Source organism: Faecalibacterium sp. An121 (assembly GCF_002160915.1).
Taxonomy (GTDB): Bacteria; Bacillota; Clostridia; order Oscillospirales; family Ruminococcaceae; genus Faecalibacterium; species Faecalibacterium avium.
The window spans coordinates 41,564-64,241 of sequence record NZ_NFLM01000003.1 but is presented as its reverse complement, the minus strand read 5'-3'; the positions used below and the strand labels follow the sequence as shown (position 1 = coordinate 64,241).

Genomic DNA, 22,678 nt, shown 5'->3' with positions numbered 1-22,678 from the left:
CGGCTGCCCCTGTGCCGGGGCGGCCGCGCCTTACTCCAGGCCGGCCATCTGCTTGACGGCCTTCATGGCGAAGGTGACGGTGCGGCCCATGGCCACGCCGGCCATCAGGCAGGGATAGTTGTTGGCAAAGAAGCTGCCCGCCATATCGCCGGTGACATACAGGCCGGGCATCGGCTCGTTGTTGGTGTCCAGAGCCTGGCCCTTTTCGTTGATGGGGATGCCCTGTTCGGTGGTCAGCAGGGAGGCGCCCAGCCAGCAGCCGTAGAAGGGCGGCTGGCGGATGGCGCTCAGGCGGTAGGCCGGCTTGCCGAAATCCACATCCTCCTGGGCGTCGTACAGCTCGTTGTAGCGCTCCACCGTGGCCAGGAAGTTTTCCTTGTCGGTCCCGGTGAAGCCCAGCTTGTCGGCCAGCTCGTCCAGGGTATCCGCCCGGAAGAAGCAGCCTGCGGCCTCGGCCTCCTCCATCTTGGGCAGCACATAGTCGGGGCCGCCCGCACGGGTCTGGGCCGAGCAGCCGATGGTGTGGAAGCGCTGCACGTCCTCATACCAGTTGTCATCGTGGATCTGGGCGTAGACCCGACCCGGCTGATGGGCAGCGGCATAGACGATGTCGTTGTAGGGGCAGCTCTCGTTTGCAAAGCGCTGGCCGTGGCGGTTGACCTTCAGGAAGGGCTGGGTGCCGGGGTTGTACTGGCGGATGGGGCCGGGGAACGCCTTGCCGCCGAAGGCGCTGGGGCTGTCCACATAGCCGGCGTCCTGTCCCGGAGGCACCACGCCGCGGTCAAACAGCATGGGGGCGGCTTCCTTGTCAAAGTTGGCGCCCGCCCAGATGGCGGCGCGGATGCCATAGCCCCGGTCTGCGGGAGAGTAGGAGCAGGCGGTGGTGACGCTGGTGCCCAGGGGGTCCAGCTGCTCCATCATGTAGGGGTTGCCGGGGTAGCCGCCGCAGGCCAGCAGCACGCCCTGGGCCGCATTGATCCGGATGAAGTGGCCGTCGTCGTTGCTCTGGGCGATGACGCCGGTGATGCGGCCGGTATCGTCCTTTTCCAGCTTGGCCAGGGCGGTGTTGAAGTCGATGGAATAGCCCAGGTTCTCGATGTACTCCTGGAACAGCTTGTTGCGCTCCGCGCCGGTGCTGCGGTCGTAGGTGTACTCGATCTCGGGGTAGATGTAATCGGTGTTCTCCTCGGCGTTCTCGGCGGGCCAGCGGGCCTCCTCGCCGTGGGTGTAGACCATCGGGACGCCGAACTCGTCCTCCATGACCTCCCGGATGAAGCCGATGGCCTCGGCCGACTCATCCAGCCAGACCTTGACCACACGCTGGTCGCACTTGCCCGAAGCATAGCGGGAGATCTCGCTCAGCAGCTTCTTCTTGTCGGTGACCACGCCGTTTTCCTGCGCGCCGAAGCCGTCCACGGCGCCCACCCAGTGGCGGGTGTCCTGCACGCCGGCGTTCTGCTCGATGACCCGGAAGTTCAGGCCGTTTTTGGCGGCGTAGGCCGCAGCCATCATGCCGCCGTTGCCCGCGCCCACGATCAGGATATCGGTATCCCAGGTGTCGGTGATGGCGGCCTCGTCGATGTCGGGCTCGGTGCCCAGCCAGTCGTTCTCGTCGCCGGTGGGCAGCTGCACCGAGGTGACCACAGCCTCGCCCCGGGCCTGGGCATAGCAGCTCTGGGCCGCCTTCATGACCGCATCCGAGGTGATGGTGGAGCCGGACACCCCGTCGATCTCGGCGGAGCCGGCCTCCAGCAGCTGCTTCTGCAGCTCCTCGGCAGCGGCTGCGCCGTAGGAAGCCGTCTCGCCCGAAGTATCCACCACCACATCGGTGACGGCGGTCTCCGAGAAGGTCATGGTGACCTTGACGGTGGAGGAGATGCCCTGGGCCGTGCCCTCATAGGTGCCGGGGATGTAGGCAGCGCCCGACGCCGCCGATCCTGCCCCCGAAGCCGCCCCCGACACAGCCGAGCTGGCCGACTCACAGGCAGCCAGCGCACCGGCGGTGACGCCGCTCATGGCGGCCGCAGCGGCGATCTTCAGGAAACCTTTGCGGGAAATCTTTTTCATTTTCGATCCTTTTCCTTTCTCTCAATGCCAAACAATTTCCTTCTTGCAGCGCCCGCCCCATGCGCAAAGACCGGGCGCTCGAAAAAAGCCCGTCTCCGGCTTGCGGCAGCCTGCCAAGATCCGGGCCCTCTTGTATATAAGAATACCATATGTCTCCCGGTTTGTCCATCGGTCCCGCCGCGGGAACCGTTTCACGGCTGCAACAGCCTGCCGCCCCGCTGGATGGGTGGACAAGGCGGCCAATCCCTCAAAGTGCTTGGCCGCTCTCTTTCTGATTTTGGAGTGTTTAAAGATGTAAAAATTAAAATGGGCGGGAAGCCATTTTAGGGCTTTCCCGCCTTGATTGCCCATCAGCAAAGACAGGCGGGACTGTCAACGGCGGCGCATAAAATGCACCGTTCATCTTAACCGTTGACTGGCTCGGCTGGCCTTGCCATCTTCCCGATAAATGGGAATTAGTCGGGCTACTTCGGCAATTCGCTTTCTTCAACTGGAACTGCTTCAAGGTCAATATTAGACCAATAAGAGCCAATATCTGAACTTGTAAAATATTCAAAATTGCCCGTGGAGGATTTCAGCTTTCCGCTCTTGACTCCATTACTGACATAAATCAGTTCGTAGTTTGTTCCATCTGAAAGGTTAAATCGAAAGCTGGTCACATCTGCCCCTGTGGTTTCCTCAACTTGTTTGTCTTTCAACGATAAGTCCTCAAACATATCATACAAGCCCGTTATATCACTTTCTGCAACGACTACTTTCTTTTCCGCTGATACAGGTACTCCCGCATAGTGGTACATTTCAATATTCTCAACATCTCCAACCTCAAAGGGAAAGTCAATATTAACCGTTTCTCCGTTACAGCCGACCAGCCCCATTATTAAAATCAGCAAGGCTATCAAACCTATCGCTTTTTTCATATCATCGTACTCCTTTGTCAAGTAGGATTTTGTCGCTCCCTTACTTTCTACCCCGCTGGGGCTTTGGATTTTTCAGCAAGTCCGACTTCTGTGCAATCTTTTTCAGCCCCTTCCTTTCTTCCTCGGACAGCTTCTTGTAATTCAGTTTAAGCCGCTTACAGATAAACGCCAAAGCCGCTTGCTCCGGGTCGCTGTCCTCTCTGGCGGTTTCCTCGGCGGTCTGCAAGAAATCTTCCAGCGGGTTGTCCTCCGGAACGCTGAAAAAATCGTTCTTATGCGCTTCCCGCAGGTCAAAGGCTATCTTGTTTATGTCCTGCTGTATCACATAGCGGCAAAAGCTGTCATCGTCAATATGGGCGGCGACAAGCTGTTTTAACTGCGGGTCGGTCAAGCCGGGATTGTACTGCTTCATAATGGTTGCGCTCATGGGATGCGCTCCTTCCTTAGGGTGTATCTGCTATAAAGATACACGATGGCGGGGTGAAAATCAATTTCTTTTTCGCCATCTTCTGCTGCAAAAGCGACCGATCCCCTTGCAGTTTTGATACCGCCCTATATAATAAGGTAGGAGGGTCATTTCGCCCTATCACAGAAAGGAAATCAGATATGGAATATAACGATCTGGACTGTGCCCTGGAGGCCATTCTCCGCCAGACTTCGGCGCTGCTGGAACGGGACGGCAGGGCCTTTTTGGCCATCGACGGCCGGTGCGCCAGCGGCAAAACCACCCTGGCCGGACAGCTGGCCCAGCGGCTGCCCTGCACCCTTGTGCACATGGACGACTTCTTTTTGCAGCCCCAGCAGCGCACCCCCCAGCGTCTGGCCCAGCCCGGGGGCAATGTGGACCGGGAGCGGTTTCTGTCCGAGGTCCTCTCCCCCCTGCTGGCCGGCCGGGATGCCGTCTACCGCCCCTTTGACTGCCATACCTTCCAGATGCGGCAGCCGGTGACTGCGCCCTGCCGGCCGGTGGTTCTGGTGGAGGGTTCGTACAGCTGCCACCCCGACCTGTGGGACCGGTACGGCCTGCATATTTTTGTCACCGCTTCCCTGGACACCCGGCTGGAACGGCTGGCCCGGCGGACCGGCGCCAACCTTGAGAATTTCCGCACCCGCTGGATCCCCCTGGAGGAACGGTATTTTGAGGCTTTTCCGATCCAGCAGCGGTGCGAAGTGGTGGTGCACACCTGACCGTATCTGCAAAAAGCAAGCGGCGCGCCAAACGGCGCGCCGCTCTTTCTATGTTCGGGACAGGTCAGGCCAGGCCAGCCAGCTGAGGCAGGATCATACTGATGGCCGGGATGTAAGTGACCAGCAGCAGGCCCACCAGAATGGCTGCGTAGTAGGCCAGCATATAGGGCATGGTCTTGGCCAGGGTGGTGCGGCCCACCTTGATGGCCACAAACAGGGTGTTGCCCACCGGCGGGGTGATGTTGCCGATGCACAGATTATACACCAGCACCAGACCGAAGTGGATGGGGTCCATGCCAAAGGTCTGGACGATGGGCAAAAACAGCGGGGTGAAGATCAGGATCGCGGGGGTGACGTCCATGAAGGTGCCTGCGATCAGCAGGATGATGTTCATGATCAGCAGGATGATGACGGGGTTGTCGGTGATGCCCAGCAGCACAGCGGACACCGCCTGGGGGATCTGCAAAAAGGCCATGACCCAGCCCAGGATGTTGGACACGCCGATCAAAAAGACCACCATGCCGCTCATTTTTGCGCTGTCCACCACGATGTTCCAGAAGCTCTTCCAGGTGATGTTGCGGTAGCAGATGCCCAATATCAGAGCATAGACCACAGCGATGGCCGAGCCCTCGGTGGCGCTGAACACGCCGGCGATGATGCCGCCGATGACCACAATGATCAGGGACAGGGAAGGAAGGGCCTGCAGGGTGGCTTTGCCCAGATTGGCCCAGCTGAACTTGCCCGGGGTACCCTTATAGCCCTTTTTCCTGGCGATGAGGATGGCCACCGCCATGCAGCAGACAGCCCAGATGATGCCGGGCAGGTAACCCGCCATAAACAGGGCCGCCACCGAGGTGCCGCCCGCTGCCAGCGAGTAGGTGATCAATGCGTTGGAGGGAGGGATCAGCAGGCCGGAGGGAGCCGACGCGCCATTGGTGGCAGCGCACAGGGCCTCGTCATAGCCCTGCTCCTCCTCGCCTTCCCGCACCATCGAGCCGACGGCGGCCGCCGCAGCGGAGGCCGAGCCGGAGATGGCGCCGAACAGGGCGTTGGCGCCCACGTTGGTGACCAGCAGGGCGCCGGGCAGCTTGCCCAGGATGGCCATGACGAAGTTGACCAGGCGCTTGGCGATGCCGCCCTGGTTCATCAGGTTGCCTGCCAGGATGAAGAACGGTATGGCGGTCAGGCTGAACTTGCTCATGCCCACGAAGATGCGCTGGGCGCCGGTGACCACCGAGATGTCCAGGGGAACGGTCTGCAGGATGGTGAACAGTGAGGCAATGCCGATGGAATAGGAAATAGGCACCCCCACCACCAGCAGGACCGCAAGGATGACAATGATCATCCCGAGAGATTGCATGGCCATAACTTACGCTGCCTCCTTCTTTTCTTTGCAGATATCGTAGATATTCAACGCGGTGTACAGGATATTGATGATGCCGCACACAGGCATGGTGACATAGAACACGCCCACGGCCACCCCCAGGGAGGAGGTCATCTGGCCCATGGCCAGCTGGGTGATCTCATAGCCGCCATACACCAGGATGATGGCCGAGAAGGCCATGGCGATCAGCTCGCCAAAGATGGCAAAGAATTTCTGGGCGGCGGCGGGCATCATCTCCACCACCACGGGGATGTTCATGTGCCCCCGCTCGCCGGTGATGAGGGAGGCCCCGAACAGGCTGGCCCAGGCAAACAGATAGCCCACCAGCTCCTCCGACCAGGTGGAGGGGTTGTTGAGGACGTACCGGGTAAAGACCTGCCACACCGTCAGCGCCGTCATGGCGATCAGGCTGACACCGGCCAGCACGTTCATGATATGGTTAAGCACCTTACGGATGGACTGCATAACGTTGCACACTTCCTTTCTCACGCTTGGGCTGCATACTCGGCATTGTGCGCCTGGATCAGCTCATAGATGGGGGCCAGGTCGGGGTAATCCTCCAGCATCTCCTCGTGCATGGGGGCCACTGCCTCCTGGAAGGGGGCGATATCGGGATAGATGAAGTTGACGCCCTGGACGTTCTGGGCATAGTCCTTGGCCTCCTCCACCGCCGTGCCCCAGGCTTCCCGCTGGGTCTGGTTCAGGATCTGGAAGCCCTCGTCAAAGATGGCCCGCTCTTCCTCGCTCAGCCCATCCATAAAGCCCAGATTGCCGATCAGGATATCGGGGATCATCTGGTGCATGGTATAGGAGTAGTATTTGCACACGTCGCCGTGGCCGTTGTCGGTCAGGGCCAGCTCATTGTTCTCGGCGCCGTCCAGCATCTGGGCCTGGAGGGCGGTATACACATCGCCGAAGCCCATGGGGGTGGCCGAGCCGCCCAGCAGCTCCATCATCCGCACATTGGTGGGAGACTGCTGCACACGGATCTTGAGGCCGCGCAGGTCGGCGGGGGTGTTGATGGGGGTCTTGACCGTATAGAAATTGCGGGTGCCGGCGTCCAGCCAGGTGACCGCCTCAAAACCGGCCTGCTTGGTGGACTCAAAGATGGGGCCCACGATGGCGGGGTCGTCCATCGAGGCATGGTAGGCCTCGGCGCTGGAGAACAGATAGGGCAGGTTGAACAGGGTGTAGTTCTCAGAGAACGTCTCCAGCAGGGAGTTGGACGCCACACAGAAGGTGATGGCGCCGGTCTGGGTCAGCTGCACCATCTCATTCTGGGAGCCCAGCAGCTCGCTGGGGAAGATCTGGACATCGTACTTGTCCCCCAGCTGCTCCTCGATGTACGTCTCAAAAGCCGTCAGGCCGGTGTGGGTGGGGTGGTTGGTGGACTGGTTGTGGCCGATGCGGATGATCTGCAAGCCGTTGTCCGCAGCGCCGCAGCCGGCCAGCCCGCCCGCTGCCAGCACGGCCATTGCCGCCAGGAACGAACGGCGGGATATTTTCTTCATAAGCATTCTCTCCTCCTTATTTTCCGGATGCGGGCGGCCCTGCCTTCCGCCGCATATGTTATAAAAGTAACATATCACATTTATATCGCAAAAACCAGAGGCAAACCTTCACCAAAATCATGTACAATTTTTGTACATCCGATGAATTTTTTGTTATTTCGGCCCTTCCTTTGTGCAAATCGTGCGTTGTTTTTTCGCTTCTGCAACCGTCTGCCCAAGAACGCAAAACGCGGCACGCCGTTCGGCGCGCCGCGCAAACCTTTTAAACAGGCCGGACTTTACACAAAATCCTCCCGCATGGGGGTGAAGATATCCAGAAGCACCCCGGCCTCCAGGCAGGTGCATCCATGGACCACGCCGTCTTCTTTGAGCATGGTGTCCCCTGCCCGGACGGTGTGGGTCTCGCCGTCGATGGTGAAGCGGAACACCCCCGACACCACATAGGTGATCTGGGTATGGGGGTGGCTGTGCAGCGCGCCCACCGCGCCCTTTTCAAAGGTGTTCTCCACACACATCAGCCCGTCGTTGTAGGCCAGCACCCGCCGGGTCACGCCGGGGCCGCCGCTCTGGGGCTGGACCTCCTGGTGGGGGACCCAGCGCTGTTTTTTCTCGGTCGGTTTCATTGTATCATGCCTCCTGAACTAAAAAACGCGGACGGGACCTGCCCGTCCGCGTCGTGTGACTGCGGGTTATGACGTCAGAACCATGCCGGTGTGACCTGGGGGACATAGCCGAACATCTTGGGGATGAACAGGCTGATATCCGGGATGAAGGTGATGAGCAGCAGGGCCAGCACCATGCACAGATAGAACGGCATGGTAGCCTTGACCACGGAACCCATGGGACGCTTGGCAACGGCAGCGCCGATGAATAGCACCGAGCCGACCGGAGGGGTCAGCAGGCCGATACCGCAGTTCAGCATGACGATGATACCGAACTGGATGGGATCGATGCCGATGGAGGTGGCGATGGGCAGCAGGATGGGGGTGGCGATCAGGATGATGGGGGCCATATCCATGATGCAGCCCAGGAACAGCAGGATCAGGTTGATCAGCAGCGCCAGCAGGATGGGGTTATCGGTGACGCTGGTGATGGCGTTGGCCGCCAGATCCGGCACGTGCAGGGCGGTCATGCAGTAGCCGAACACGTTGGAGGTGGCGATCAGGATCAGGACGATGGACAGGGTGTGGACCGCGCTGTCCAGCTCTTTCCAGACGCCCTTCAGGTCCAGGCCCTTGTAGACGAACAGTGCCACGAACAGGGAGTAGAAGACGGCGATGGCGGCCGACTCGGTCGCGGTGAACCAGCCGGCGGCCACGCCCACCACCACGATGATGATGGCGCCTGCGGCCCAGATGGACTGGCCCAGCTGACGGATCAGGTTCTTGATGCTGAACTTGTCGCCGCGGGGATAGTTGTTTTTCACGGACAGGATGTACACGCCCACCATCAGGCTGACCGCCAGGACGCCGCCGGGGATGTAGCCAGCCAGGAACAGGCTGCCCACCGAGATGCCGCCGGCTGTGGTGGCGTAGATGACCATGTTGTGGCTGGGGGGCACCAGGATGCCCTCCACCGAGGAGGTGATGGTGATGGCGGTGGAGAAGTCGGCGTCGTAGCCCTGGTCCACCATCATGGGGATCAGGATGGCGCCCAGCGAAGCGGTGTCGGCGGCGGCGGAACCGGAAATGCCGCCGAAGAAGTAGGAATCCAGCACGTTGACCATGCCCAGGCCGCCCCGCATCCAGCCGACGCAGGCGTTGGCCAGGGCGACCAGCTTGTCAGACAGGCCGCCCGAACCCATCAGCATACCCATGGTGATGAAGAAGGGCACGGCCATCAGGCTGTAAGAGCTGATGCCTTTGACCATCTGCTGGCAGACGGTCGCCAGGCTCAGGCCCTGGTACATCAGGCAGAAGATGGAGGACAGGGCCACCGAATAGGCGATGGGGAAGCGCAGAAGGATCATCGCCAGGAACGACAGCAGAAGGATCAGGATCGCAGGCGTATTGATGACCATATCACACATCCTCCTTCAACAGAATATCACGGATCTCCTCGTAGATGCACTCCAGCTCGAAGACGATCATGGCCAGGCCGGCCAGAGGCACCGGGAAGTACATCCAGAAACGGGAGACGTTGGGCATCGAAACGTAGGTGCCGCGCGCGCCGATGGTGGTGGCGTACTGCAGGCCGATCACCAGCATGACCACACCCAGAGCCAGCACTGCCACATTCGACAGCAGGTTCAGGAAATGGAGCATGGGCTTGGGGATGTAGCGGTCAAAGGCGTCCATCCGGATATGTTCCTTGTGGCGGATGGCGATGGCCGCCGAAAGCACGGCCATGTAGCTCATCAGGGTCAGCACCACTTCTTCCGTCCAGGACGGGGAGGTGATGAACGGGATATAGCGCCCCAGCACCGAATAACCGGTGATGATGATATCCGCGATCAGCAGCAGCTTGCAGATGGTCATCACGATCTTATCCGTCACGTCGTAGATGGGGCGGAGCTTATCCATGGTAGCAAAAAAGTTTTTCATGCAGGATTCCCCCCTTTATCAAAATGGGCGGGGCAGCGCCGCGGGCTGCCCCGCCCCACTCATCGGATCGTCAGGCTGGTCCTCAGGCCATATCCACCAGCTGCTGGTACAGGTCCTCCAGGCCGGCGGTGTTGTCGGTGATGACCTGGGCGCAGGCTTCCTGCCATGCGGTCTTGTCGGGCACATCCACCACGTTGCAGCCCTCGGCCTTCAGCTCCTCCAGCACGCGGTTCTCCTCGTCCTCCGACAGGCCCGCGTTGAACTCCTGGGCGGCCTTGCCGGCCTCCAGGATGACGTTCTGCTGGTTGGCGGTCAGCTTGGCCCATGCGTTGTCGGTGATGACCACCTGCACGGCGCCCAGGGTGTGGCCGTCCAGGATCAGGTTGTTGGCCACTTCGGGGAAGGCGTTGGATGCGTAGTTGGCGATGGGCTGCTCGGCGCCGTCCACGACGCCGGTCTGCAGCGCGCTGTACAGCTCATTGAACGAGACGACGGTGGGGGTGGCGCCCAGGCCTTCCACCAGGCCGTTCATGACGGGGTCGTTGGACACGCGCAGCTTCATGCCGGCCAGGTCCTCGATGCCGGACACCGGCTCAACGGTGAAGAAGTGGCGGAAGCCCTCCTCGCCGTAGAAGATGCCGCGGACGGGCAGGCCCAGCTCCTGGGGCTCGTTCAGGAAGTCGGGGGCCAGGTCGCTGTTGGCGAAGTTCCACCAGTGCTCACGGGTGACGAAGGTGTAGGGCAGGCTCAGCAGCATGGACTTCTTGCAGCCATAGCTGGTCAGAGCGAATGCGGAGATACGGGACAGGTCGATGGTGTCGCCGCCCGCCAGGATGTTGTCCAGGACGTCGTTCTCGGAGCCCAGGACGCCGGAAGCCTGCAGGTCGATCAGGATCGAACCGCCGGACAGGGATTCCACCTGCTCCTTAAAGTAAGAGGCGGTCTGGCCCACGATGGTGTCCAGAGGGTTGACCTCCGCATAGACTAGGGTGACCTTGGGGTCGGATGCAGCGTCGCCGGCGGCTGCACTGCCAGCGGTGCTGGTGGCTGTGCTGGCTGCGGTGCTGGACGAGGTGCCGCCGCCGCAGGCAGTCAGGACGCCGGCTGCGCCCAGGGCTGCAGAAACTGCCAGGAACGAACGACGAGAGATCTTTTTCATAGGATAAGTTCCTCCTTCTCTTTCCAACAAAGTGGACTTTTTTCCTTTCAGGCAGGCGGCCGCACTGCCGCCCCTGTGTTCTGCTAGTAATATATCACATTTCTTTGTTCAAAACTATTGAGTTTTTTCACCAATTTTATGGCCAATTTTTGTATACATCCCTAATTCTCCCGGAACGGACTTGCAAATTCTTCCGTTTGCGTTTACTCTTAAAAAGATACATCTTGCGCTGCGCGCCGGCGGGCCGCAGCCTGTAAGGAGAACCCCCATGAAACAAGCTTCCATCTATGTTCCGGTGCAGCTGGACGGGGCCGCATTCCGCAGCTTTGCCCTGTTTGACACCTTCCGGCGCCAGAAGCTGTGGCGCCGGCCCATCCTGTTCGCCGCCATCCTCACCCTTTCCTCGGTGCTGTGTTATTCCCGCTATCCCCAGGAGGGGGCGCTGCTGCTGGGCACCGTCCTGGTGGTGCTGGGTCTGGGTATGCCGCTGGTGTGGTATCTGAGCTACGAGCACAGCCTGCACACCCAGGCCAAACGGATGGGGCTGCTGCGCAGCCCGCGCCGGGTCTATACCCTGGTCTTTCAGGAGGACGGCATCCAGGTCAGCCAGGACCTGGGCAAGACCTCGACCCTGGTGCCCTGGACCGACGTGACCGAAGTCTACCGCCGCAGCGATATCACCTATCTCTATGTAGGGGACCATGCCTACCTGCTGCCCCACAGCCAGGTGCGGGAGGGCGCCGACGCCCTGTGGGCCATGCTGCAGCGCCGCCTGGCCCCGGAGCATCTGCACACCCTGTGACCGGCGGCCCATAGAAAAAACGTATGCAGCCGCATACCAAACAGGTATTTGCGGCCCCGCCGCCTCCTTTCCATGTGGACCAGATGGCCCGGATGCGCCAGATCGCAGATTATTTCGGCGCCTGATCCCCGCCGCTCCCCTGCAAAAACCGGACCTGCCGCAGGGCAAGTCCGGTTTTCTTCGTGCCGCGCGCCGCACTTTTTGCAGACAAAAAAGGACCGGACCTTCCACTGGGAAGATCCGGTCCTTTTGGTGGGCGCGGGTGGATTCGAACCACCGAAGCATTAAGCAGCAGATTTACAGTCTGTCCCCATTGGCCACTCGGGAACACGCCCTTATTTTGTTTTTGTCATCCGGCCGTATCGGCTGGCGACTTGTTTATTTTACCACAGCGTCCGGGGTTTGTCAACCGGTTTTTCGGATTTTTTGGAAGCTTTTTTCCGCCGGCCACCGCCTGGCTGCTGTGTGCCGCCGGGCTCCTGGCCTCGACCGCCTGCTTATTGTATCATCCCGATGGGGTTTTGTCAACGGCCAATTTCCATTCTTTTCGCTTTGCGGCCAAGAGTGTGGTTCTGTGACAAATTTTTTTATTCCTCTTGTCTTTTTTCAGGCTGTATTTTATAATAGTGACATTGGCACGGGTGGGGCAAGGGGCTTTTGTGCGCCGGCCCGGCCTTCGCCAAGCGGCCTCTGGCCGATCCATCCGACCCGTCCGGCTGGACTTTTTGTCCCAAAGCGGCTGCTTTGCGGCACAGACAACAGCGCAGCGGACCTTTCGGGCAGGATCTGCGGGCCGCGGTCCGGCCAAACCTGTGAAGGAGGTATTTTACAAATCATGGATATCATCGGACAATTTACAAGTCTGTTCTCGAACTTCGGGAACCTGACCTGGCAGATGCTGGTCATGTGGATCGTAGGCGGACTGCTGATCTATCTGGCCATCGCCAAGAAAATGGAGCCCAGCCTGCTGCTGCCCATGGGCTTCGGCGCCATCCTTGTCAACCTGCCCCTGTCGGGCGCCATCACCCAAGGGGACACCGAAGGGCCCCTGTCCGTACTGTTTGCGGCAGGTATGTCCAATGAGCTGTTCCCCTTGCTGCTGTTCATCGGCATCGGCGCCATGATCGACTTTGGCCCCCTGCTGGAAAAGCCCTGGCTGATGCTGTTCGGCGCAGCCGCCCAGTTCGGCATCTTCTTCACGGTCTGCCTGGCGGGCATCTTCTTTGACCTGAACGACGCCGTTTCGATCGGCATCATCGGCGCCGCCGACGGCCCCACCGCCATCTTCGTGGCCAACACCCTGGGTTCCCAGTATCTGGGCGCCATCATGGTGGCGGCTTACAGCTATATGGCCCTGGTCCCCATCGTGCAGCCCCCCGTCATCCGCGCCATCACCACCAAGAAGGAGCGGCGGATCCGGATGGCCTACCAGAAGGGCAGCGTCACCCAGACCACCCGCATCCTGTTCCCCATCGTGGTCACCATCGTGGCGGGCCTGGTGGCCCCTGCCAGCGTGGCCCTGGTCGGTTTCCTGATGTTCGGCAACCTGCTGCGTGAGTGCGGCGTGCTGAACTCCCTGAGCGAGACGGCCCAGAACGTCCTGGCCAACCTGATCACCATCATGCTGGGCATGACCGTCGCCAGCCAGATGACCGCAGACAAATTCGTCCGTCCCGACACCATCCTGATCCTGGCTCTGGGCCTGTTCGCTTTCGTGTTCGACACCGCAGGCGGCGTCCTGTTTGCCAAGCTGCTCAACCTGTTCCTGCCCGAGGGCAAGAAGCTCAACCCCATGATCGGCGCCGCCGGCATCTCGGCCTTCCCCATGAGCGGCCGCGTGGTCAACCAGATGGGCCTGGCAGAGGACAACCAGAACTTCCTGCTGATGTACTCCATCAGCGTCAACGTCTCGGGCCAGATCGCCTCGGTCATCGCGGGCGGCCTGCTGCTGACCCTGATGGGCGCCTGAGCGCACGGCCTGGCCTGCTTTTGGACGTTATTTCAAACGGTCCCTCCTGCGGGCACAACGCCCCATGGGACCCTTACTGCTGTGTAGAAAGGGCTTTGCTATGAACATCGCTTCTCTGGCCCAGACTCTGCCGATCATGCTGATCGGCATGGTGGGCATCTTCCTGGTCATCGCGGTCATCATCCTGGTGGTCATGCTGCTGAGCAAGATGACCAACAACCGCTGAACCATCTTCTGACCAAAACAAAACCGGCCCGTGCTCCATGCACAGGCCGGCTTTTTATAGTTCCGGCTGTCGTTCAGACCTCGGCCTTCGCCTGGGCCAGAAAGCGCTGGATCTGGTCCAGCTGCTTTTCCGCCACCGCACGGCCGGTGTCGTATACCCGCTGCAGTTCCCGGGGGTCCCGCTCCATGGCGCCGATCTCCAGGGGGATGGGCGGGCGGATCACATAGGCTTCCCCCGCTTCCTCCAGCATCGAGATATACGCCAGGGTCTCGTTGTACCGCTCATGCCGGTCGGCCACCGCCGCCACAAAGGCGGGATAGCGGGCATAGCGGGCCCGGATGAGGGGCAGCAGCTTGTTTTTCTTTTTCTGGTAGTCCCTGGGCTGGGTCAGGATCAGCAGGTTGCGCTTATAGCCGATGGACTCCAGAAAGCGCACCGGGATCGAGTCCGCGATGCCTCCGTCCAGCAGCCTGTGGGGACCGATCCGCACGGTCTTGGCTGCCAGGGGCATGGAGGCCGAAGCCTGCATCCATTTCAGGTCTTCGGGGCCGCCGGTGCGGCACTTGTGGTAGACCGGGTCCCCGGTGCGCAGCTCGGTGCAGACCACAAAAAACTCCATGGGCGAAGCCGCAAAAGTCTCCGCGTCGAAGGGGTCCAGCTTTTCCGGGATGTCGTGGTAGCAGAACTGCTCGCCATACAAATCGCCGGTGTGCACCAGGTTGTGAAAGCTGGCATACCGCTTGTCGCTGCAGTACGCCAGGTTGTAGCGGATGGCCCGGCCCGGCTGGTGGGACTTGTAATTGCAGCCAAACACGGCCCCTGCCGAGACCCCCACCGCACCGTCAAAGGTCACGCCCTGTTCCATCAGTACGTCGGTGACGCCCGCAGTGAACATCCCGCGCATGGCGCCGCCTTCCAAAATCAATCCGGTTTTCATGATCTGCCCTCCCCCTCGGTCGCGGCGGTGCTGCCCGCCGGCTCGTATACGGCCGCCCGGCACGCCCGGCGGCTGGTGTGGCTGCCCGCCCCTGCGGGCCCCGTACCACAAAGTATAATCAAAAAACGGCAAAAGCACAAGGGGAAACAGGAAAAAACCTGTCCGCGGCCCCGGTCTCCTTCCCCCTTCTTTTTACAATTTTTGACCCAAAGATATTGCCAACGGCGGCCCCTGCCGCTATACTGTTTGATAATAACATCTGTGAGCCGCCCCAGGGCGGAGGAAGGAATCAGCCATGAAACTTTTGGAAGATCGCATCCGCAAGGACGGCATCGTGCGCGAGGGCGGCGTGCTGAAGGTAGACAGCTTTATCAACCACCAGATGGACATCCCCCTGTTCCGTCAGATGGCCCGGGAGTGGAAGCGCCTGTTTGCAGGCAAGCCCATCAACAAGGTGCTGACCATCGAGGCCAGCGGCATCGGCATTGCGGCCATCGTGGCCAGCGAGTGGGACGTGCCGGTGGTGTTTGCCAAAAAGGCCATGAGCATCAACCTGGACTACGACAACTACGAGACCCAGATCCAGTCCTTCACCCACAAAAAGATCTACAACGTCATCGTCTCCAAGAAGTTCCTCGGCCCTGAGGACCACCTGCTGATCATCGACGACTTCCTGGCCAACGGCTGCGCCCTGATGGGCCTGCTGGAGCTGGCCGACCGGGCCGGCGCCACGGTGGAGGGCATCGGCATCGCGGTGGAAAAAGGCTTCCAGCACGGCGGCGACCTGGTGCGCGCCCGGGGCATCCAGCTGGAATCTTTGGCCATCGTGGATTCGATGGACGCCGCCACCGGCCAGATCACCTTCCGCCCCCAGCCCCACCAGAGCTGAAGTTTTTTGTATCTGTCTTAAAGAAAACCGCCGGCGGAACACTCCGCGGGCGGCTTTTTTGTTTCAGTTCGCGTCGATCAGCCTGCCCAGGCTGAAGGAATAGATCCCCTTGTAGGTGACCTTTTTGGGGGCAAAGCGCTTTTCGATGGCCAGCGCATAGAGGTTGAGCTGGGGCCGGTAGGCCGCCAGGAAGTCCGCCTCGGTCTTGCCCCGGTCGGTCTTGTAGTCCAGCAGCTCCAGATGGTCCTCAAACACCAGCAGGATATCGGCGATGCCCTGCACCAGCACCTGCTCCCCTTTGGCGGCGGGGGGCATTTCTTCGGGGCTTTGCCCCTGGGCCGCCAGCACAGCGGCGGCGGGCAGCGCCGTGATGAAATCGTATTCCCGCAGCACCTGCCGGGCCCCCAGCACCCGCCGGAACGCCTCTCCTCCAAAGAACCGGGCCAGCCGGCCCAGATCCAGCTTCTGGGCGATCTGGGGGGTGGTCAGGCGGGCGGCAGCCTGGCGGTCCCGTTCGTCGGCCAAGGCCTGTTCCAGGGCAGCGCCGCCCTGCCGGGCCGGGGCGGCCAGTGCGGCAAAATCGGCGTGCTCCAGAAAGGCGTGCAGGGCAGATCCCATCTCGGCGGCGGACAGGCCGTCCCTGGACAGGAAGGCGGGCCGCTCCAGGGTGACGTCCCCCGCCTTGTGAACGATGCTGGTGACGCTGACCTTGGCCGGCACCTCCGCCAGTCCCGCCGCCGGGTACTGCCAGGCAAAGTTTGCCCGCAGGGCTTCCACCAGCGCCGGGTCGGCGGGGGCCGCAGCGGGCGGTTCGATCGCTTCGGGCGGCTGGGCCGCGTCGGGCAGACAGAGGGTCAGGGTGCTCCCGGTGCGGACAAAGGGCAGCTGGAGGTCCCCCGCCAGCCGCCGCAGCGGGCCGCCGTTGGGATGGACCAGCAGCGCCGCCCGCAGCCACGCCCCGAAGGAATTGCACTGGCTGTACAGCACCTGCCCCGCCCCGGCCGCCAAAAAGGCCGCAGCCTTTTCCAGCGGGTTGGAAGTGCGGCTGACGCCCAGCGGCATGGTGAGGATCAGACGGTCCTGGGCCCGGGTCAGGGCCACATACAAAAGGCGCATCTGCTCGCTGCGCATCTCCCGCTCATGGACGGCGGCCAGGGCGGTATAGGGGGCGGTCTTGTACAGCTCTCCCCCTTCCTGGCGCAGCCGCAGCCCGGCGCCCCATACCCGGTGCAGCAGCACCGGCTCCCGCAGGTCGGCGGCATTGAAGCGGCGTGCCGTATCCGCCAGGAACACCACCGGGAACTGCAGGCCCTTGGAGCGGTGGATGGTCATGATGGTGACGCACCCCGGCCGGGCCCCGCCGGGGGTGGTGTCCCCTGTCTCGCCTCCGGCGGCGCTGGCCGCGTCGATGGCCCGCACCAGGGCCGAGATGCCCCCGGCCCCCGCCCCGGCGCAGAAGATGGCAAACCGGCGGGCATCCTCCCGGCGGCGCTGGCCGTTTTCCATCGCGCCCAGGGCCGCCAGATAGCCGGTGGACGCAAAGATCTCCTCCAGCAGACGCTCGGCGGGCAGGCTGCGGGCCAGCCGCCGCAGCTCGGTCAGATGGGCGTAAAACCGCTTCACCCGGCCGGTGAAGGGGTCGTCTCCCGGCTCCGACGCGGCAGCCACCACCGCGCCGTACAGGCTGCCCCCTTTCCTGCGGGCCCGCAGCCGCACCAGCTCGTCGTCGGTGAAGCCAAACACCGGCCCCAGCATGGCCGCCGCCAGGCAGATGTCCTGGGCAGGGTTGTCGATGATCTTGAGCAGCGCCACCAGGGGCCGGATGTGGGGCGCTTCAAACAGGTTCTCCCGGGCATCGGCGTACACCGGGATGCCCCGCTGGGCCAGCGCCCGGGTGTACACCGGGAAGCTGGTGCGGGCCGCCAGCAGGATGCAGCAGTCCTCGTACTGCACCGGGCGCGTGCCGTCCTTGTCCCGCACCGGGGCCTTTTCGGCCACCAGAGCTTGGATCCGGGCGGCGATCCAGGCGGCGTCCGTCTCCTGCTCGTCGTCGGGCAGAAGGCAGGCTTCCACCGCCCCCTGGTACTGACCCGGGGCCCCGCAGACCAGCCGCTGGCCCGGTCCATAGGCGGTGTCCCCCAGATCGGGGCTCATCAGCTGTTCAAAGAAGAAGTTGACCCCCTCCACCACCGCCGGAGCCGAGCGGAAGTTGGCGTCCAGAGCCAGCATGGCGTTTTGCCCGGCGCTTTGGTCCGGCAGCGCGGGCCGGGCCTGCCCGCCGGGCAGCGGGGGCCAGCTCTCCAGCTTTTCCCGGAAGATGGCCGGGTCGGCCTGGCGGAACCGGTAGATGCTCTGTTTGAGGTCCCCCACCAGGAACAGGTTGCTGCCGCCGGGGGCGGCCAGGCAGGCGTACAGGGCGTCCTGCAAGGCGTTGGTGTCCTGGTATTCGTCCACCATCACCGCCCCAAAGCCGGCCCGCAGTCCCTGGCACAGGGCGGTGGGCCGGCCGTCGGCCCCGCGCAGCAGCTTGAGGGCCAGGTGCTCGAAATCGCTGAACTCCAGCAGCTTGCGCTCCTTCTTTTTGGCGGCAAAGCGGGCGTCGAAATCCCGCACCGCCCGAAAGAGGGCGGCCAGCCGGGGGGCCGCCAGGGCCCGGTCCGCCTCCGCTTCCGCCTCGCTGCAGGGGATCAGGTCCAGGATCTCCTCAAACAGGCCGGCAGCCTCCCCCGCCCGGGTCCTGACCGCCGACTTACGGGGGCCGGCCAGCCTCGCCTTCATCCCCTTGAACCCGGGCATCGGCTCCGCCCCCAGCACATAGGGGGTCAGCAGGTCGTACAGAGGCTCCCAGGCCCTTTCCCGGGCCAGCGCTTCCACCCGCCGCAGCAGCGTCAGGGCGGTCTCCAGCCGCTCCAGAGGCTCGGCAAACCGGTCGTTCACCTTGGCTGCCGCCGCGGCCCGTGCGGCGGCGGTCTTTTTGCTTTCTTCCGCCCGGGCCCGCTCCTCCGCGAGATCCAGCTGGCAGTCGGTCCTGGCGGCATCCAGCAATCCGCAGGCTGCCTTCGCCCGCCGGGCCGCCTGTTCCAGCAGCAGATCGTGCCACCGGGATGCGGGGAAACTGTTTTCCCGCTGCCAGGGCTCCAGCATCCGGTCGATCTCCCGGTCGTAGTCGGGCAGGGCCCGCAGGAAATCGTAGACCTGCAGGATGGCCCGGCCCGCCGCGTCGTCGCTGCGGCCCTTGCCGTACAGGTCCGCAAAGGCGCAGAAGTCCGGGTCCTGGCAGGCGCACTCCAGGGTGTCGGCCAGGGCGGCCTCCCGCAGCATCTGGACGCTGCCCGCGTCGGCCGGGATGAAGTCGGGGGGGATGTCCAGAGCTTCAAAGTGGCGCCGCAGCAGGTCCAGACAGAATGCGTCGATGGTGCAGATGGGGGCGCGCTGCAACAGCACCCGCTGGCGGCGCAGCCAGCCGTTGGACGGGTCCTCCCGGCTCAGGCGCAGCAGTTTTTCCCCGATGCGGGCCCGCAGTTCGGCGGCGGCCGCATTGGTAAAGGTAACGATCAGCAGACGGTCGGCGTCCACCGGCTTTGCCGGGTCGGTGATGAGCTGCACCGCCCGCTCGGTGAGGACGGCGGTCTTGCCGCTGCCCGCCGCCGCGCTGACCAGCAATCCCCCGCCCCGGTCCTCGATGGCGGCCCGCTGGGCCGGGGTCCAGTTGGTCGTACTCATGGCTGTTCCTCCTTCCCGCCGGTCTCCGGTTCCGCCTCAAAGGGGCGTTCGGGGGCCAGCTCCCGGACCAGACGCTCCCCGCTGCCCGCCTCGTGGCAGCAGATAAAGCCGTAGTCGCACCACTGGCAGGGGGTGCGCCCCGAGATGAGGGGAGCGGCCTCGATCGCGCCGTGGCACAGCCGCTCCCCCATGCCGGTCACCAGACCGTCCAGATGGGCCTGGATGCGGCCCAGCTTGTCCGCGTCGGCCCGGCGGTTTTTCTGATAGGGGCTGGGCTTGCCGTTCACCCAGCCAAAGGGCAGATACCGCCCGGTCTTGCCCGGGTCCATCGCCTCAAAGAGCTTTTCGTCGTCCCGCACCAGGCCGTCCAGCTGGCAGGGCGCCGCCTGCCCGGCCGCCGCCCGGGCGGTGGTGGCGGGGTTGGGATCGGCCAGCAGGTACAGCACCCCCGCCGGCTCCGCCCCGGCAAAGCGGCCTTTGCTGTCCCGGGTCAGGCTGAACAGATACAGCAGCATCTGGCAGTCCAGCCCGCAATAGACTTCTTTCAGGTCCAGCTTTTTGGTCCCGGTCTTGTAGTCCACCACCCGCACCCAGCGGGTGCCGTCGTCCTCCACCCACTCGTCGGCCCGGTCCACCGTGCCGACCAGCCGGACGGTGCGCCCATCCGACAGGCGGTAGACCTGCGGCCGGACTGCGTCGGGCTCCGGGCCGATCTTCAGCTCACAGGCGGCGGGGGCAAAGCTGCTCTGGGCCTGCTCGTCCCGCAGATAGCACAGCAGGGCGGCCATGCTCTTTTTCAGCCGGGACAGCAGATACCGCAGCCGGGCGGTGTTCTCGGGCAGGAAGCGCCGGGCGTACTCGTCCACCAGGCCGGCCGCCAGGGCGGCCAGCTGGCTGTCGGTCAGCCGGGCAAAGGGGGCCGGCATGACCCCTTTGCAGGGGTTGTCGGGGCCGGGATCGGGGTCCAGGGCCATCTGGAGCACCCAGTGCATCAGCGTGCCGCTCTGGTCCGCCGTGAGACGGGCCTTTTTGCGGGGCCGCAGCCCCAGCACATACCGCAGAAAATATCCATACGGGCAGTTGGCGTAGGCTTCCATCTGGCTGGGCGAGATCCACAGCTGCCGCCCCAGCAGGCTGCCCAGGGCCTCCAGGTCCTCCAGATGGTGGGGCGGGTTTTGGGCCATCCGGTCCAGCAGGGCCAGGCCCGGTCCGCCCTCCCCCTCCAGAGCCCGGGTCAGGCTGGAGCGCTGGGTCCCGGTGAGGGTCCAGCCGCCCCCCAGACAGTCCAGCGCGCTGCCCGGGGTGGCCGCCATATCCAGCAGCGTCAGGTCGGGCGGGGGCGGGGCCAGCAGGTCGGCGATGGGCTGGGCCGCCGCCGACAGCGTCAGCCCGGCCCCTGCGGGCCAGCTAATCCACAGCCCTTTGGCGGGGGCGGTCATGGCCTTGTAAAAGCAGACCTGTTCCCGGACCACCCGGTTCTCAAAGCAGTCGGGCAGGTCCACCTGCTGGCGCATTAGGGCGTCCCGGTCGGCATGGGTCAGCAGGCCGGCCTGGCCCGGCGCGGCAGGGAATTCCCCTTCCGCCACCCCCAGCACAAAGACGTAGTCGGGCTGGTCCAGCCGCATCTTGCCTGCCGGGGCCAGCATCACTGCGTCCAGGGTCTGGGGGATGTGTCCCAGATCGGACGAGCGCAGCAGCAGGCCGAACAGTTCGGCGTATTCGGCGGGCGGGACCGTCTCGTCCCCCAGCAGCCGGGCCATCTGGTCCAGCAGGTCCATCACCACGTTCCACTCCCGGGCGGCCTCCTCGGCGGCGGGGATGCCGCGGGCGGCGCGCAGGGCTTCCACCTGCTCCTGCTGGGCCTGTTCGGCCCCCAGCCCGTCCAGGCAGAACCACAGCGCCCGGCTGATCTGTTCCGCGCCGGCCTCCCGGCAGCGGCTGCGCAGGGTCTCCAGCGGCCCCATCAGGAAAGCGCGGGCCTCCTCGGCGTCGTGCAGGGCCTGCCGTTCTTCTTCGGTCAGCTCGCCGCCCCCAAAGCCCCGGGGGCTCTTGGTGAAGGGCTGCCGCCACTCGGCGGCCCGGGGGGACCAGGTATAGGCGTAGTTCTCCAGCGCGCACACCTGGGCCTCGGTCAGGCCGGTCAGGCCGGTCTTGACCAGGGCGGACAGCTGTTCGGTGTAGTCCGCGCCCCGGACCAGTTCCAGCAGGGCGGTGACCGCCGCTGCCGGGGCGCTGAACGCCGGGGTGGTGGACTCATCGCACCAGAGGGGGATCTCCGCCATCCGGAACTCGTACCGGACGGCGGCCCGGTAGTGGTCCAGGTCCCGGCAGACCACCGCGATCTTGCCGCAGCGCACCCCCTGGGCCATCAGCCGGCGGATGGCGCCCGCGGCGGCCCGGGCTTCCTCCTCCCGGCTGGGGGCGGCGTACAGCCGGATCTCCGCCGCCGGGCCGGGGTCACAGCTGCCGGCGGCCAAAAGCTGTTCCAGCCGGGCCAGCCCGGGGGCGTCCCGATGGCGCAGGTCCCGGCGCAGCAGCAGGGGCGCCGCCACCTCGGCCCCGTTTTTCCGGGCCAGACGGCGCAGCTGGGCGCCCACCGCCTTGGCCCCTGCGAACAGCCCCAGATCCCCCGGCCGGGCGGGCGCGCCGTCGTCGCACAGGGCCACCGTCACCTGGGGCAGGGCGGCCAGCATGGCCCCCATCAGCTGCTGTTTGGGGGCGTTGAAGGTATCGAACTCGTCGATAAAGACCGCCCGGCCCTCCAGGAAAGCGGGCACCCGCCCCTGGGCCAGGGCGGCTTCCAGCCGCTGGGCGGCCAGCTTGATCCGGTCGGAGGGGTCCATGCCGGTCTGGGCCAGCAGGGTCTCATAGCCCTGGTAGATCATGGCCAGCTCGGACAGGCGGCCGCTCTCGGGGCCGCAGCCTCCGGCCAGCCGGGCCAGCTCCTCCCACGTCACGCCGGCGCTCTTGAGCTCGTCGATGGTCTCGGCGGCCAGCTGGCAGAAGGCGGCCGAATGCCGGTGGCGGTAATAAAAACGGACGTTGTCCTGCAGCTCCTCCAGGGCACGGCGCACCAGGGCCACCCGCCCCGCGTCGGTGAGGGTCTGGATGGCCGCGCCCCCCTCCTCCGAGAGGATCCGTTCGGCCAGGCTGGTGAAGGAAAAACTCTCCACCCAGCCCGAGCCCCGATCCCTCAGCTGGCGGTAGATGCGCCCTTCGGTGGACGAGGTGAACTGCTCCGGCACCAGCAGGATGCTGGGCTGCCCCTGGGCCGCCCGCTGGGCCAGCTGATCGTACAGCCAGCTGGTCTTGCCGCTGCCGGAGCCTCCCAGGACCAGTTTCAGCATGGATCGACTCCCTCCT

16 protein-coding genes, 1 tRNA gene and 2 pseudogenes are annotated in these 22,678 nt (G+C 63.8%); 5 read left to right on the top strand and 14 right to left on the bottom strand.

All coding sequences use genetic code 11. From position 1 onward, the window contains the following. Positions 1 to 30: 30 nt before the first annotated feature. The 3 genes and pseudogenes from B5E66_RS02405 to B5E66_RS02395 form a co-directional block, all read right to left on the bottom strand. Entirely contained in the window at positions 31 to 2,067 is a 2,037-nt protein-coding gene (locus B5E66_RS02405; protein ID WP_087228386.1) for an FAD-binding protein, read from the bottom strand. Positions 2,068 to 2,531: 464 nt separating this feature from the next. Further along, positions 2,532 to 2,918, bottom strand: a pseudogene (locus B5E66_RS02400) (zf-HC2 domain-containing protein); the annotation flags it as partial. A gap of 106 nt (positions 2,919 to 3,024) precedes the next feature. Further along, positions 3,025 to 3,411: pseudogene (locus B5E66_RS02395) on the bottom strand (helix-turn-helix domain-containing protein); the annotation flags it as partial. A 179-nt stretch (positions 3,412 to 3,590) separates the two neighbouring features. On the opposite strand from B5E66_RS02395, the gene B5E66_RS02390 reads away from it, so the two are divergent. Then, positions 3,591 to 4,172: a uridine kinase family protein gene (locus B5E66_RS02390; protein ID WP_087228384.1), complete on the top strand. Its 582-nt coding sequence runs from the start codon at positions 3,591 to 3,593 to the stop codon at positions 4,170 to 4,172. Between the two features lie 64 nt (positions 4,173 to 4,236). Here the strand turns inward: B5E66_RS02390 and B5E66_RS02385 are convergent, their stop codons facing one another. From B5E66_RS02385 to dctP, 7 genes are all read right to left on the bottom strand, one after another. Beyond that, entirely contained in the window at positions 4,237 to 5,538 is a 1,302-nt protein-coding gene (locus tag B5E66_RS02385) for a TRAP transporter large permease (protein WP_087228383.1), read from the bottom strand. Positions 5,539 to 5,541: 3 nt separating this feature from the next. Continuing rightward, positions 5,542 to 6,021 carry a TRAP transporter small permease gene (locus B5E66_RS02380; RefSeq protein ID WP_087228382.1) on the bottom strand — a complete coding sequence of 160 codons (480 nt, stop codon included), beginning with the start codon at positions 6,019 to 6,021 and terminating at the stop codon, positions 5,542 to 5,544. Between the two features lie 20 nt (positions 6,022 to 6,041). Beyond that, the gene (locus tag B5E66_RS02375; RefSeq protein WP_087228381.1) at positions 6,042 to 7,067 is read right to left on the bottom strand and encodes a TRAP transporter substrate-binding protein; all 1,026 of its coding nucleotides are present in this window, start codon (positions 7,065 to 7,067) and stop codon (positions 6,042 to 6,044) included. A gap of 278 nt (positions 7,068 to 7,345) precedes the next feature. Beyond that, a complete protein-coding gene (locus B5E66_RS02370) occupies positions 7,346 to 7,690 on the bottom strand; it encodes a cupin domain-containing protein (RefSeq protein WP_087228380.1) in 345 nt (114 codons plus the stop codon). Between the two features lie 74 nt (positions 7,691 to 7,764). Beyond that, positions 7,765 to 9,087, bottom strand: coding sequence for a TRAP transporter large permease (locus B5E66_RS02365; RefSeq protein ID WP_087228379.1), 1,323 nt, complete (start codon positions 9,085 to 9,087; stop codon positions 7,765 to 7,767). A gap of 1 nt (position 9,088) precedes the next feature. Beyond that, on the bottom strand, positions 9,089 to 9,610 hold the full coding sequence (locus tag B5E66_RS02360; protein ID WP_087228378.1) for a TRAP transporter small permease: 522 nt from the start codon (positions 9,608 to 9,610) through the stop codon (positions 9,089 to 9,091). Between the two features lie 82 nt (positions 9,611 to 9,692). Beyond that, on the bottom strand, positions 9,693 to 10,769 hold the full coding sequence (gene dctP / locus B5E66_RS02355; RefSeq protein ID WP_087228377.1) for a TRAP transporter substrate-binding protein DctP: 1,077 nt from the start codon (positions 10,767 to 10,769) through the stop codon (positions 9,693 to 9,695). Positions 10,770 to 11,037: 268 nt separating this feature from the next. On the opposite strand from dctP, the gene B5E66_RS02350 reads away from it, so the two are divergent. Beyond that, positions 11,038 to 11,571 carry a YcxB family protein gene (locus tag B5E66_RS02350; protein WP_087228376.1) on the top strand — a complete coding sequence of 178 codons (534 nt, stop codon included), beginning with the start codon at positions 11,038 to 11,040 and terminating at the stop codon, positions 11,569 to 11,571. Between the two features lie 250 nt (positions 11,572 to 11,821). Here B5E66_RS02350 and B5E66_RS02345 read toward each other — a convergent pair. Continuing rightward, positions 11,822 to 11,906 (bottom strand) — tRNA-Tyr (locus B5E66_RS02345). A 500-nt stretch (positions 11,907 to 12,406) separates the two neighbouring features. On the opposite strand from B5E66_RS02345, the gene B5E66_RS02340 reads away from it, so the two are divergent. Continuing rightward, positions 12,407 to 13,540: a sodium ion-translocating decarboxylase subunit beta gene (locus B5E66_RS02340; protein ID WP_087228375.1), complete on the top strand. Its 1,134-nt coding sequence runs from the start codon at positions 12,407 to 12,409 to the stop codon at positions 13,538 to 13,540. Between the two features lie 100 nt (positions 13,541 to 13,640). Next, positions 13,641 to 13,766 carry an OadG-related small transporter subunit gene (locus tag B5E66_RS02335; RefSeq protein ID WP_087228374.1) on the top strand — a complete coding sequence of 42 codons (126 nt, stop codon included), beginning with the start codon at positions 13,641 to 13,643 and terminating at the stop codon, positions 13,764 to 13,766. A 73-nt stretch (positions 13,767 to 13,839) separates the two neighbouring features. Here the strand turns inward: B5E66_RS02335 and B5E66_RS02330 are convergent, their stop codons facing one another. Continuing rightward, a complete protein-coding gene (locus B5E66_RS02330) occupies positions 13,840 to 14,703 on the bottom strand; it encodes a patatin-like phospholipase family protein (RefSeq protein ID WP_087228373.1) in 864 nt (287 codons plus the stop codon). Positions 14,704 to 14,998: 295 nt separating this feature from the next. Here B5E66_RS02330 and B5E66_RS02325 point away from each other — a divergent pair, with 295 nt between their 5' ends. Beyond that, positions 14,999 to 15,592 carry a xanthine phosphoribosyltransferase gene (locus B5E66_RS02325; RefSeq protein ID WP_087228372.1) on the top strand — a complete coding sequence of 198 codons (594 nt, stop codon included), beginning with the start codon at positions 14,999 to 15,001 and terminating at the stop codon, positions 15,590 to 15,592. A gap of 63 nt (positions 15,593 to 15,655) precedes the next feature. Here B5E66_RS02325 and B5E66_RS02320 read toward each other — a convergent pair whose 3' ends face one another. After that, positions 15,656 to 19,315, bottom strand: coding sequence for a UvrD-helicase domain-containing protein (locus B5E66_RS02320; protein WP_087228371.1), 3,660 nt, complete (start codon positions 19,313 to 19,315; stop codon positions 15,656 to 15,658). After that, on the bottom strand, positions 19,312 to 22,662 hold the full coding sequence (locus tag B5E66_RS02315; protein ID WP_087228370.1) for a PD-(D/E)XK nuclease family protein: 3,351 nt from the start codon (positions 22,660 to 22,662) through the stop codon (positions 19,312 to 19,314). Before B5E66_RS02315 ends, B5E66_RS02320 begins: the two co-directional genes overlap by 4 nt. Positions 22,663 to 22,678: the final 16 nt, after the last annotated feature.